Here is an 11,715-nt window from a genome sequence, read left to right on the forward strand (position 1 = left end):
GAAAGCCCCGTCGGGCGGCGTCGGCCGCGCAATGCGCAACTGAAACGTGCCGGAGCCCGACGAACCGTGATCGATTTTCCAGTCTGGAGATTGCCATGACAACCCCGATCCTCTGTGCTCGCAATATCGAAAAAAGCTTTGGGCAGATGCGTGCCATGCAAGGCGCAAGTTTCGATGTCTATGAAGGCGAAATCGTCGCCCTCATCGGCGACAATGGTGCCGGCAAATCGACCCTGACCAAGATTCTTTCCGGCGTACTGCAGCCGGACAGCGGCGAGATCCTTGTCGATGGAAGGCCGATCCATTTCGACAGCCCGCTCGACGCACGCACACACGGCATCGAAACCGTTTACCAGGATCTATCGCTGGCGGTCGATCTCAATGCGGTGCAGAATCTCTATCTCGGCCGCGAGATCGCCGCCCCCGGACCAATGGGTCGCCTCGGTTTTCTCGACAAGGCGCTGATGCGGCGCAGGGCCCAGGAGTCCTTTGCCCGTCTGGGCGTGCGCGTTCCCGACTTGCGCGTGGCCGTCGCCAATTTCTCCGGTGGACAGCGCCAGGGCATTGCGGTTGCACGCGCGCTGATGTGGGCGAAACGGGTGGTGTTCATGGACGAACCGACGGCAGCGCTCGGCGTTGCGCAGACGCGCAACGTGCTCGACCTCATCCGCCGCGTTCGCGACACCGGCGTCTCCGTCGTGCTCATCAGCCACAGCATGCCGGATGTCCTCGCGGTGTCGGACCGCGTGACCGTGCTTCGCCACGGTCGTCGCGTTGCGACCTATGCCACCGGTGCGGTTACTTCCGACGAACTCGTCGCAGCGATGACCGGCGCCCTCGAACGCGAAGGAGCCGCGGCATGACCGTCGATACTGCATCCGACAACACGACGACCAAGGACCAGCCTTCCATGCTGCATGACGCCCCGCCGCGAAAGCCCCTGATCCGCCGGCTGTTGGACGGTCCGGAACTGATGATCTTCGGTTCGCTTATCATCATCATAGCGATCTTCACGGTCATGGCGCCCGCCGCGTTTCTGAGCGGTATCAACCTGCGGAACATGGCGATCGAGGCTTCGATGATGATGATCCTCGCCGTGGGCATGACCTATGTCATCATCGCCTCCGGTATCGATCTGTCGGTTGGCGCCGTGCTTGTCTTCTCAAGCGTCGCGTCCCTGATCGCCATGCGTGCAACTGGCTCGGATGCGCCCTGGGTGCCGGTGCTCGGGCTTGTCGTGTCGCTTGCCTCCGGAGCGCTCTGGGGGCTCGTCAACGGCCTGCTCATTGCCAGAGCCCGGCTTACCCCGCTGATCGTCACACTTGCCAGCATGGGCATCGCGCTCGGACTGGCCCGGCTGATGACAGGCGGCGTCGACCTTACCGGGGTGCCTCGATCAATTGTTACCTCGATCGGCATCGGCCGTCTCTGGGGCATTCCGGTCATCGTGCTGATCGCCTGCGTTTTCACGGCCATCGCCGGCATCGCTCTGCATATGACCCGCTTCGGCCTCTATACCTATGCAGTCGGATCCAACGAGCAAGGCGCGCGCCGCGCCGGCATCAAGGTCGATCGGCATATCGTATCGATCTATGTGATTTCCGGCGTTTGCGCCGGCTTGGCCGGCTATCTCACCCTCGCCCGCTTCTCGTCCACGACGATTTCGGGCCATGCCATGGACAATCTGAAGGCGATCACAGCCGTCGTGCTCGGTGGCGCAAGCCTCTTCGGCGGCGTCGGCTCCATGTACGGTACGGCAGCCGGGGTGTTCATCCCTGTCGTCCTGGCTTCGGGCCTGATCATCGTCGGCCTGCCAAGCTTCTGGCAGGAAGTCGCCGTGGGCATCGTCCTTCTCGCGGCCGTGCTGCTCGACCAGTACCGACGCCGCTCCCGCTCCTCCTGACCTCCAACCAAAACCACAAGAGGGAACAATGACGAAGATGACCAAGAGACTTGCTTTCCTGCTTGCCGCCACCGTTCTGTCGGCAACAGCTGTCGCGGCTTCGGACGACATCAGCGTGTCGCTGGTTCTCGGCCAGCGTAACAGCGGCTTCCATGAGGCCATCGCCTGCGGCGCCCGCGCCGCCGCCGAGGAGCTAGGCGTCAAGGTCAATATCCAGGCCGCCCCGACTTACTCAGCTTCGGAACAGATCCCCGTATTGAACTCCGTCATGGCGACGAGTCCTTCCGCCATCGTGCTCGATCCGACGAGCTCGACCGCACTGATCGCGCCGCTTATGGAGGCGGCGGCCAACGGTGCCAAGATCGTTGCCGTCGATACCACCCTCGACGACCCGTCTGTACTGGCCGCCGTGGTCGGCACCGACAATGAAAGTGTCGGCCGGGAAACCGCCAAGGCGCTTGCGAAAGCACTGGAAGGAAAGTCCGGCAAGGTGGCGCAGATCAACAGCATTCCCGGCATCTCCACCGTCGATGCCCGGATCAGGGGCTTCGAGGAAGAGATCAAGAATTATCCGAACCTTACCTACATCGGAAATCAGTTTGCCAGTGAAGACATACCGAAGGCACAGCAGGCCTTCGTGTCGCTTATGAGCGCCCATCCCGACCTCATCGGGGTCGTATCGCAGTCGAACAACCCGGCGATCGGCGTCGCCGGGGGCATTCGTTCCACCGAGACCGCCGACAGCGTCGTCGCCGTCGCAGTGGATGCCGACGATGCCGAGATCGAGGCGCTGAACGAAGGGCTGCTCGATGCTCTCGTCATCCAGCAGCCCTTCGAGATGGGTTATCTTGGCTTCAAGCAGGCCGTCGCTGCCGTCAAAGGCGAGCCCGTCAAGACGCCGATAGGCACCGGCACCGTAACCGCTACCAAGGCGAACATCGCCGAGCCGGACGTCGCCAAATACCTCTACAAGGGAAATTGCATCTGATCGAAAGTTCAGGCGACAGGCGGGGGCCGACCATCTCGCCCCCGTTTTTTATACCTCTAGAGCGGGATGCATTTAGGCGGAATCGGAAAGGGGATTCCTTTTTCTGCGCAAATCAGATTCACCATTCAGGCCGGTGAAGGAGGCCGGCCTTTATGGCGAGACCTTTTTCGAATGATCTTCGGGAACGCGTTGTCGATGCGGTGACGGGCGAGGGCCTATCGTGCCGGGCAGCGGCCAAGCGCTTCGGCATCGGCATCAGCACCGCGATCGATTGGGTGCGGCGGTTTCGCGAGACGGGCAGCGCCGCACCCGGCCAGATGGGTGGGCACAAGCCCCGCAAGCTTTCCGGTCCGCACCGGGCTTGGCTGCTTTGCCGCTGCCGCGAGCGCGACTTCACGCTGCACGGACTTGTCGCCGAGTTGAGCGAGCGCGGCCTGAAGGTGGATTATCGCGCCGTCTGGACCTTCGTGCACGAAGAGGGGTTGAGTTATAAAAAAAGACGCTGGTCGCCAGCGAACGGGAGCGGCCCGACGTCGCCCGCCACCGGGCACGATGGCTGAAGCACTGCCCCGGAATTGATCCCGCCCGCCTCGTTTTCATCGATGAGACCTGGACGAAGACGAACATGGCGCCGCTGCGGGGCTGGGCGCCTCGCGGCGAACGACTGGTGGGCTACGCCCCCTTCGGCCATTGGAACACCATGACCTTTGTCGCCGCACTCAGGGCCGACCGCGTCAGCGCTCCCTTTATCCTCGATGGCCCGATCAATGGCGAACGCTTCCGCATCTATGTCCAGCAAGTTCTGGTGCCGGAACTCAAAGCCGGCGACATCGTCATCCTGGACAATCTCGGCTCCCATAAGGGTCAGGAGATCCGCGCCGCCATCCGTAAGGCCGGCGCCCGCCTGTTCTTTCTGCCGAAATATTCCCCCGATCTCAATCCGATCGAAAAGCTCTTCGCCAAAATCAAGCACTGGTTGCGTGAGGCACAGGCCAGATCACGCGATGCAATCCATGACGAACTGCGCCACATTCTCCAAGCCGTCACCCCACAGGAATGCGCAGCCTACTTCAAAGAGGCGGGATATGAACGGGCTTAAATACATACCGCTCTAGAGAGACCGTGGTCCAGTTGGACGCACAAGGAACGCTCTGAATCACAATGATTTTAGGTCGGTTCGACCTAAAATCATTGAACACACTCCTCTCATCCGCGCTATGCGAGGAAGCGCTCCGGCCGATACGGCGTGATGTCGATCACAGGCTTCTCACCCGTCATCGCCTGTGCCAGCGCCCGGCCGGTGACCGGCCCGAGCGTCATGCCGTGATGCGCGTGGCCGAAGGCGAACCAGAGGCCTTCGTGCCGCGGAGCCTTACCGATAACAGGCATCATGTCGGGCGTGCAGGGGCGCGCGCCCATCCACGGTTCCTCGTCGCGCCGCTCGGCGAGCGGGAAGAACTCGCGAGCGACCCGCTCCGCTCGTGTCAGCTGCACCGGCGTTTTCGGCGCATCGCGCAGCGCGAACTCGGCGCCGGTCGTCAGCCGGATACCGCGCAGCATCGGCGCCAGGAAATATCCCTTCTCGGCGTCGAGCACCCAGTTGTTGAGCTGAGCGCCCTCCCTGATGCCATAATGCATGTGGTAGCCGCGCTTCACGGCGAGCGGGAAATGATAGCCGAGCTTTCGCGTCACCGTGTCGGCCCACGGCCCGAGCGCGACGACGACCTCCCGGGCCTCCAACGGGCCGTCCGGTGTGGCGACACGCCAGCCCGCCCCTTCCAGAATATGCTCCAGCGTCGCCGCATCGCCGGAAACGAGCCGGCCGCCGAGCGACTGGAAGTAGGCGAGATATGCCTTGTTCAGGCTGTGCGGATCGCGGATCGACCACGGATCGGTCCAGCGCAGGCCGCCGGCGAGTTCGGCCTGGATGGATGGTTCGATCGTCTTCAGCTCGCTGGTCGAAAGCTTCTGGTGATTGACTCCGAAGCCGGCGGAAAGCCGTTCTGCGTCCTTATAGGCCGCGTCCCGCTCCTTTTCGGTGCGGAAAACCTTCATCCAGCCATCCTTGCGAATGAGGTCGCCGGCGCCGGATGCGTCGATCAGTTCCTGATGTTCCGCGATCGAATGTTCGATAAGCGGTGCATAAAGATGGGCTATCTTCTGGTGCTGGGTAAAGCCCGAGTGCCACCAGTAACGCGCGAGGAACGGCACGAGACTGGGCAGCGCACGGAAGTGATAGCTGGCGTCGATCGTGTTATTCAGGGCGTAACGGAAAAGCGCTCCGAAATTGTGCGGGAAGCCGTAGGGGAAGACGCCCTCGCGCTGTATCAGGCCTGCATTGCCGTAGGACGTCTCCTCCCCCGCACCGCGCCGGTCCAGAAGCACCACCGACTTTCCAAGCCGAGCCAGATGGATCGCGCTGGAAATGCCGACAATGCCGGCACCGAGAACCACTACGTCCGTCTTCATGTGCAGATGCTCTCCTCTCCGTCAAACCGCCGTGCCGCGTCACTTCACGACGACAACTTCCAGGGATTTCGTGGGAGGTGGTGTCCTGACATGCGCGGCGGGTATTCGCATGAATAGCCAAGCGAGCCCGGCAGGGCAAGGGAACAGAGCGTCACACCGCAACTGGAAAGGGGTGGAGACGAGAGCTCCACCCCTTATCGTTCGGCACCAATTTGCGGGCGGCAAGCCCCGCCTGGAGGCTCACGTTCGCCGGATGAGACCCGCTACGAGCGAGATCACGAGGAATATGAGGAACAGGAAGAACAGGACCTGCGCAATTCCCGCCGAAGCGCCGGCAATTCCGCCGAAGCCGAGCACACCGGCGATGATCGCGACGATCAGAAACACGAGAGCGTAATAGAGCATCTGCTATCTCCTTGTCTGCGCTACCGAAATCGAAACGCGTGTCGGCTCGCCTTTGTTCCCGGATCAGCCCCGGCTGCGCGGCGCGAGGGTGTCTGCGTGGTTCAGAAAGCATTGATTAACCAAGAGAACCGCAAATAGAACGGAACTTATATTTCCCGTGCAAGCGAGAGGAACCTTCGAAAGGCGCTTGGCGTTGTTCGCATTGAAAGAATTTCCGGGAAGACAATGAAGATACCATCGCGACATATTTGGAAGACCGTAAACGAGGCCGGCCGTTATCAGGCGGATCTGCGCGATCGGAATCTTCACATAGGCAGGACGATGCGCGACCTTCAGCGCCACTCCGAGGAAAAGTACAACAAGCGGATCCAGGCACTGCTTGAAACTCTGGAACGTGCCGAACGCCAGTCGCATAAATGACGATCGCTCCGTGTCCCTCCGGCAACAGGCATGCGCCCCGGCGTCGTGCCGCGCGGAACAAAAGGCGCCAATCGGCGTTTTGGCGACAATAACAAGCGCCGCGGCGGCGGCATCCATGGGAGATGGGAATGCAAGCCTCGGCGGCGCCTGTTGTGATCACCCCTCCAGCGGGGATCGACGCTCAGATGAGCGTCGCAGCGGCTCCAGCCATGGCCTCGGCGCGCATTTCCGCCGAAGACTGTGCTCGGCAACTCCAGCAGTTCTGTATCAACCCTGAATAGGAACGCGTCATGAAGAAGCTACTCGTCGTCGCAAGCCTGATCCTTCCCCTGGCTGCCTGCACGCAAACCGAACGAGGTGCGGCGATCGGCGCTGCCTCCGGCGGTATCATCGGTGGTGCCATATCGAATGATGTCAGGGGAGCTGCGGTAGGCGCCGCTGTCGGCGGTGTCGCCGGAGCCCTTATCGGTCGTGCGAACGAGCCCGGCTATTGCGTCTATCGCGACCGCTACGGCCGCCGCTATACCGCGCGCTGCTGATACGAACGGCCAGCCGAGCCGCGCTCCGGCCGGCTCGGCTCGTTTCGTCGGTGGCCGACTGGCGTGAACGCTGCGACGTTACTCGCGCGGTCGTTCTTCGGCCTCATCCAGACGGTGCAGAAGGTCCAGAAAGTGCTGCGGCACCGGCTCGTTCTCCACCGCCTGGTAGAGCGCCTTCAGCTTCGAAGCGATTTGACCGTGAGGTTGCGTCGTCTCGGCGGGGGCGACCCCCGCTGGCACGGCGCCTTTCTTTGAGGACTTCTTCATCTTCCCGTTCCGTGCGGGCTGCAGTTCCGCGCCATTTCAGATCCGCGGTAACCTGATGTGGCGCTTTTCGTGCCTGTCGGGTTCAGCTTCGGCCAATCCCATCCAAGGCCGCACCAGCCGGTCGCCCAATTCATTTGCCGCGACTGTTTCTCAAGGCTTTCCATACACCGGAATACGTGCTCAAAACATTTGAGGTATCCTGCTGCGCGCCGTCGGCAAGACAGGAACATATGCATAATAGTTTAGGAAGGTCTAAATGCCACTTTCCACAAGGATTGCGCCCCACCTCCCCTATCTTCGGCGTTACGCCCGTGCCGTCACCGGCTCGCAAGCAGCCGGCGATGCCTATGTCGCTGCCGTGCTCGAAGCGCTGATCGACGATCTCGGGCTTTTTCCAGTCGCGTCGAACGATCGCATCGGTCTTTACAAGCTGTTCTGTTCCCTGTTCGGAAAACTCAAGATCGACCGAACCCAGCTCGCCTCGCCTTTCGCATGGGAGCAGAGGGCGGCTTCCAATCTCTCCCTCATCGCGCCGCCCCAGAGACAGGCATTCCTGCTCGTCGCCCTCGAGGGTTTCTCGACCGGCGAAGCGGCGGAAATCATGGGGCTTGACCAAGGCGCCTTCGGCAAGCTGCTGACCAGCGCCTCGGAGGAGATTTCGCGCCAGATCGCAACCGACGTGATGATCATCGAGGATGAACCTCTCATCGCGTTGGATATCGAGGACATGGTGACGAGCCTCGGTCACCGGGTCACCGGGATCGCCCGCACGCGCCGCGAGGCGCTTGATCTCTATCACCAGACATCGCCGAAAATGGTGCTTGCGGATATCCAGCTGGCCGACGGCAGTTCGGGTATCGACGCGGTCAACGACATCCTGACGCAGGCGGCCGTACCGGTCATCTTCATCACCGCCTTTCCCGAACGGCTGCTGACCGGCAAGAAACCCGAGCCGGCCTTTCTGGTAACCAAACCCTTCAACCCGGAAACCGTGAAGGCGCTGATCAGCCAGGCTCTTTTCTTCGACGAACATGCGCAAGCCGGAGCGAGCTAGATAACCCTTGAAGTCAGCATGAAGGGTCAGCCCGGCAACTGGCGTTCCGGCTGGGGCAGCAGGATCTGCTCGAATATGATCATCGCGATCAGCGACAGCGGAAAGGCGAGGAGCGCCCCGACAGCACCCCACATCCACGTCCAGAAAATGATCGCGACGAAGACCAGAAACGGATTGATATCGAAGCGTTGGCCGAGGATGGCGGGCACCAGCAGATTTTCCATGGCGAGGTGAACGGTGAAGAAGGCGACCGCCGGGGCGATGGCCACGATGAGCGCATCATGCGTCATCAGCCCGCCGACGACCAAAGAGAGGGTCATGAAGGTGACGCCGAGATAGGGAATGAAACTCGAGACGAAGGCGAACAGCCCCCAAAGCGGGGGCATCGCCAGTCCGCCGACCAGCGCAATGACCATGGTTATGAAGCCCAGCGCCAGATAGATCAGGCTGGCGGTCGAGAAATATTGCGTAAGCGCATCCTCGAGGGCGTTCATGACCCGGATCGCGCTCAGGCGACCTTCGCGGCTGGGAAAAGCGAGAATGATCGTGCTGCGCAGCTGAACGCGCCCGAGCAGGAAGAGTACCAGGGCGGCCAGGAAGATCAGGGTCTGCACCAAAGCGGGCGTCAGGCTCGCCGCCGCGCCGCCGATCAGCGGTCCGGCATTCTTGACGATGACGTCGGCAAAAGCCTCTTCTCCGCTGCCGCGGGCAAGCGCTACGTTTACCCATTCGAAGCGCTGCAGATAGGGCAGTATCCGCTCCATGAGGCCTTCGACGAGCCGCGGCGCCTCGCGCGCGACCTCGGTGATCGGCCAGAGGATGGCATTGACCAGGTATGACAGGCCAAGCAGAAAACATAGCGCCAGCAAAAGGCCGCCGAACATGGGCGGCAGCCCGAACCGGGCCAGTTCATCGGCAGCGCGGCCGAGAACGATGCCGATGACGACGGCGAGCGTGATCGGCAGGAGGATCGCTTCCATCGTATAGACGACTGCCGCGCAGGCGATCACGAACAGGCCGATGACGCTCCAGGCGCCGGCGAGATCGATGCTGTCGCGTTTTCTGGCGACGATCGCCGATGCCTCTGCCAGAGCGATTTCCCTCTCCGCTTCGCGCTTTCGTCGACGCTCGGCCGTCGTCCGCCCGGCTGTGTCCATCGGCACCTACCTCTCAAACGCTCGTGCGGCGAACAGCCCGTTCGCGGATGCAGGACGGAGGTGGCGCACTCCACCGCAGGATGCCCCCCGCGAAGCGTTGCTCAATGTTGCTCAGGCGGGAACAGGTGGAGCGTGGCGGAAAGCAGGCCAAGCCCACCGATGATGATCAGCAATGTGTAGGCCACGTCCTCCGGCGTCCGCGGGAAGAGACCCATGCCAAGTACCAGCACGGCAAGCGCTGACACGACGAGCCGTGGCACCCAGTAGAGCATGTCTCAACCTCCATTGCGGAACGCACCGATAAACGCCGCAACTGCGCAAATCGTTCCTGCGCGACACGCGTGTAAGGACGGCAGCAAAACGCCGCCGGCCCAGGGGCCGACGGCGGGGAAAGTGGAGCGTATATCTGCTTGCGTGAAACGGCTTAGAGAGCTGCCGTCACGATGACTTCGACGAGATATTCCGGGGTTGCGAGTTTCGCTTCGCCGGTCGCGCGGGCCGGCGCGTGGCCCTGAGGCACCCAGGCGTCCCAGACCGAGTTCATCTTGGCGAAGTCCGCCATGTCGGCAAGCCAGACGGTCGCGGAAAGAATGCGCGTCTTGTCCGTGCCTGCGAGCGCCAGCAGACGGTCGACCTCCGCCAGCGCCTGCTTCGTCTGGGTGACGACGTCGTCGCCGGCATTGCCGACCTGGCCGGCGAGATAGACCGTGTTGTTGTAGACCACGGCCTGGCTCATCCGCGGGCCGGTTTCGAAACGCTTGATTTCCATAATCCTCATCCTGGTATTGAGCCGAACAACGGTCTGCCGGCATTTGGGTGATACGTATTTCCGCTCAGGCGGCATTCTTCCGGGCGAGCCGGGCCTTGATGCTGGCAACATCCGCCCGCGGCGTCGCCGCGAACAACGTCTTCGTATAATCGTGCTGCGGGTCGGAGAATACCGCGTCCCGGCTGCCATACTCGACCGCTTCGCCGTAATACATCACCATTACGTCATCGGCGATGTAGCGCACCACCGACAGATCGTGACTGATGAAGACATAGGTGAGCTTGAATTCGTCCTGCAGATCGGCGAGCAGGTTCAGAACCTGCGCCTGTACGGAGAGGTCGAGGGCCGAAACCGGCTCATCCAGAACCAGAAGCTTGGGATTGAGCATCAGCGCACGGGCGATCGCGATGCGCTGCCGCTGGCCGCCGGAGAACATGTGCGGATAGCGATTGTAGTGCTTCTCCTCGAGGCCGACCTTCTTCAACATCGCCATTGCCCGCTCGCGGCGTTCGCCTGCCGGGACCTTGGTGTTGATGATGAGCGGTTCCGCGAGAATATCGCCGATCTTCTGGCGAGGATTGAGGGAGCCGTAAGGGTTCTGAAAGACGATCTGGACCTTGCGGCGCATCTCCGCCGTCAGCCCTTCGCGGGCGATGTCGACCGTCTTGCCGTCGATCAACAGCTCTCCCGCGGTCGCCGGGTCGATGAGCGTGATGATGCGTCCGAGCGTAGACTTGCCGCAGCCGCTTTCGCCCACGATCGCGAGCGTCTTGCCCTCGTCGACCGTGAAGCTTACGCCCTTCAGCGCATGAACGGTGCGCGCCTTGCGGAACAGGTTGCCGGGAATGTGATAGTCACGCACCAGGTTGCGGGCTTCGAGAACATGGGTCATCGAGCAGCTCCCTCGAGCATTTGTTGCTCATTGAAAAGTTCGGAAATCGTCGGCAAGCGGTCTCCCGTCGCATTCTCCGGCAAGGCCGAGAGAAGCGCGCGGGTGTAATTGCTCTTCGGCGACTCGAACAGCGACAGGACATCCGCCTCTTCGATCTTCCGGCCCTTGTACTGCACGATGACGCGATCCGCCGTCTCCGCCACGACGCCCATGTTATGGGTGATCATGATGAGGCCCATGCGGAATTCCTGCTGCAGCTTCATCAGGAGATCGAGAATCTGCTTCTGGATCGTCACGTCCAGTGCGGTTGTCGGCTCGTCTGCGATGAGCAGTTTCGGGTTGCAGGCAAGCGCGATGGCGATCATCACGCGTTGGCACTGCCCGCCCGACATCTGGTGCGGAAAGTGCCCGAGGCGCTCGGCCGGGTCGGGAATGCCTACCGCCTCGAAAAGCTCGATCGCGCGCTTGCGCCGCGCGGCCCGGTCGAGGCCCATATGTATCCGCAGCACTTCCTCGATCTGGAAACCGACGGTGAAGCATGGATTGAGGCTGGCGATGGGCTCCTGAAAGATCATCGCAATGTCCTTGCCGACGATCTTGCGACGGTCGGAGGCCGGCATCTTCAATAGATCCCGTCCGTTGAAGGCGAGCTTGTCCGCGGTCACCTTGGCGGTCCAGGGCAGAAGCCCCATGGCGGCAAGCATGGACACGGATTTGCCGGAGCCCGATTCCCCGACGATCGCCAGGACCTCGCCCTCATGCACTTTGAGCGAGACGCCGTCGACGGCTCGGAACGGCCCGGACGCCGTCTGGAATTCGACGACGAGGTTTTCGATTTCGAGAAGCGCCATG

General features: G+C 61.9%; 15 protein-coding genes. 6 read left to right on the forward strand and 9 right to left on the reverse strand.

Features of this window, described 5'->3' with window-relative positions:
* Nucleotides 1-95 precede the first annotated feature (95 nt).
* The 4 genes from M1D34_RS11965 to M1D34_RS11980 all read left to right on the forward strand — a co-directional run bounded on the left by M1D34_RS11965 (nt 96) and on the right by M1D34_RS11980 (nt 3,990).
* Entirely contained in the window at nt 96-863 is a 768-nt protein-coding gene (locus M1D34_RS11965) for an ATP-binding cassette domain-containing protein (protein WP_498779174.1), read from the forward strand.
* The gene (locus M1D34_RS11970; RefSeq protein ID WP_498779176.1) at nt 860-1,903 is read left to right on the forward strand and encodes an ABC transporter permease; all 1,044 of its coding nucleotides are present in this window, start codon (nt 860-862) and stop codon (nt 1,901-1,903) included. The genes M1D34_RS11965 and M1D34_RS11970 overlap by 4 nt, the downstream gene beginning before the upstream one ends.
* 28 nt (nt 1,904-1,931) lie before the next feature.
* A complete protein-coding gene (locus tag M1D34_RS11975) occupies nt 1,932-2,891 on the forward strand; it encodes a substrate-binding domain-containing protein (protein ID WP_498779177.1) in 960 nt (319 codons plus the stop codon).
* Nucleotides 2,892-3,043: 152 nt separating this feature from the next.
* A protein-coding gene (locus M1D34_RS11980) for an IS630-like element ISRm2011-2 family transposase (protein ID WP_011970797.1) occupies nt 3,044-3,990 on the forward strand; the annotation gives its coding sequence in 2 pieces (ribosomal slippage) (nt 3,044-3,383 and nt 3,383-3,990; 948 coding nt in all).
* Between the two features lie 116 nt (nt 3,991-4,106).
* Here the strand turns inward: M1D34_RS11980 and M1D34_RS11985 are convergent.
* From M1D34_RS11985 to M1D34_RS11995, 3 genes are all read right to left on the reverse strand, one after another.
* The gene (locus M1D34_RS11985; protein WP_498779178.1) at nt 4,107-5,360 is read right to left on the reverse strand and encodes an NAD(P)/FAD-dependent oxidoreductase; all 1,254 of its coding nucleotides are present in this window, start codon (nt 5,358-5,360) and stop codon (nt 4,107-4,109) included.
* 240 nt (nt 5,361-5,600) lie between these two features.
* On the reverse strand, nt 5,601-5,765 hold the full coding sequence (locus M1D34_RS11990) for a DUF1328 domain-containing protein (protein ID WP_003527150.1): 165 nt from the start codon (nt 5,763-5,765) through the stop codon (nt 5,601-5,603).
* A 63-nt stretch (nt 5,766-5,828) separates the two neighbouring features.
* Nucleotides 5,829-6,302, reverse strand: a complete 474-nt coding sequence (locus tag M1D34_RS11995) for a hypothetical protein (protein ID WP_498779180.1) — start codon at nt 6,300-6,302, stop codon at nt 5,829-5,831.
* Between the two features lie 173 nt (nt 6,303-6,475).
* Here M1D34_RS11995 and M1D34_RS12000 point away from each other — a divergent pair, with 173 nt between their 5' ends.
* Nucleotides 6,476-6,724: a YMGG-like glycine zipper-containing protein gene (locus M1D34_RS12000; RefSeq protein ID WP_003527142.1), complete on the forward strand. Its 249-nt coding sequence runs from the start codon at nt 6,476-6,478 to the stop codon at nt 6,722-6,724.
* Nucleotides 6,725-6,802: 78 nt separating this feature from the next.
* On the opposite strand, the gene M1D34_RS12005 is transcribed toward M1D34_RS12000, so the two are convergent.
* Nucleotides 6,803-6,991 (reverse strand): NepR family anti-sigma factor, encoded by a 189-nt coding sequence (locus M1D34_RS12005; RefSeq protein WP_003527140.1) that lies wholly within the window; start codon nt 6,989-6,991, stop codon nt 6,803-6,805.
* Between the two features lie 256 nt (nt 6,992-7,247).
* Between M1D34_RS12005 and rsiB2 the strand changes: the two genes are divergently transcribed.
* Entirely contained in the window at nt 7,248-8,045 is a 798-nt protein-coding gene (rsiB2, locus tag M1D34_RS12010) for a PhyR-type response regulator RsiB2 (RefSeq protein WP_003527138.1), read from the forward strand.
* Between the two features lie 26 nt (nt 8,046-8,071).
* Here rsiB2 and M1D34_RS12015 read toward each other — a convergent pair whose 3' ends face one another.
* The 5 genes from M1D34_RS12015 to M1D34_RS12035 form a co-directional block, all read right to left on the reverse strand.
* Nucleotides 8,072-9,202, reverse strand: a complete 1,131-nt coding sequence (locus tag M1D34_RS12015; protein WP_027990470.1) for an AI-2E family transporter — start codon at nt 9,200-9,202, stop codon at nt 8,072-8,074.
* A gap of 101 nt (nt 9,203-9,303) precedes the next feature.
* Nucleotides 9,304-9,474 (reverse strand): hypothetical protein, encoded by a 171-nt coding sequence (locus tag M1D34_RS12020; RefSeq protein ID WP_003527134.1) that lies wholly within the window; start codon nt 9,472-9,474, stop codon nt 9,304-9,306.
* Nucleotides 9,475-9,626: 152 nt separating this feature from the next.
* Nucleotides 9,627-9,971, reverse strand: coding sequence for a RidA family protein (locus M1D34_RS12025; protein WP_003527133.1), 345 nt, complete (start codon nt 9,969-9,971; stop codon nt 9,627-9,629).
* Nucleotides 9,972-10,035: 64 nt separating this feature from the next.
* Nucleotides 10,036-10,863: a dipeptide ABC transporter ATP-binding protein gene (locus tag M1D34_RS12030; RefSeq protein ID WP_003527132.1), complete on the reverse strand. Its 828-nt coding sequence runs from the start codon at nt 10,861-10,863 to the stop codon at nt 10,036-10,038.
* Nucleotides 10,860-11,714 (reverse strand): ABC transporter ATP-binding protein, encoded by an 855-nt coding sequence (locus M1D34_RS12035; RefSeq protein WP_003527131.1) that lies wholly within the window; start codon nt 11,712-11,714, stop codon nt 10,860-10,862. The genes M1D34_RS12030 and M1D34_RS12035 overlap by 4 nt, the downstream gene beginning before the upstream one ends.
* Nucleotide 11,715 lies beyond the last annotated feature (1 nt).

The sequence above is a fragment of the Ensifer sp. D2-11 genome, assembly GCF_054161295.1.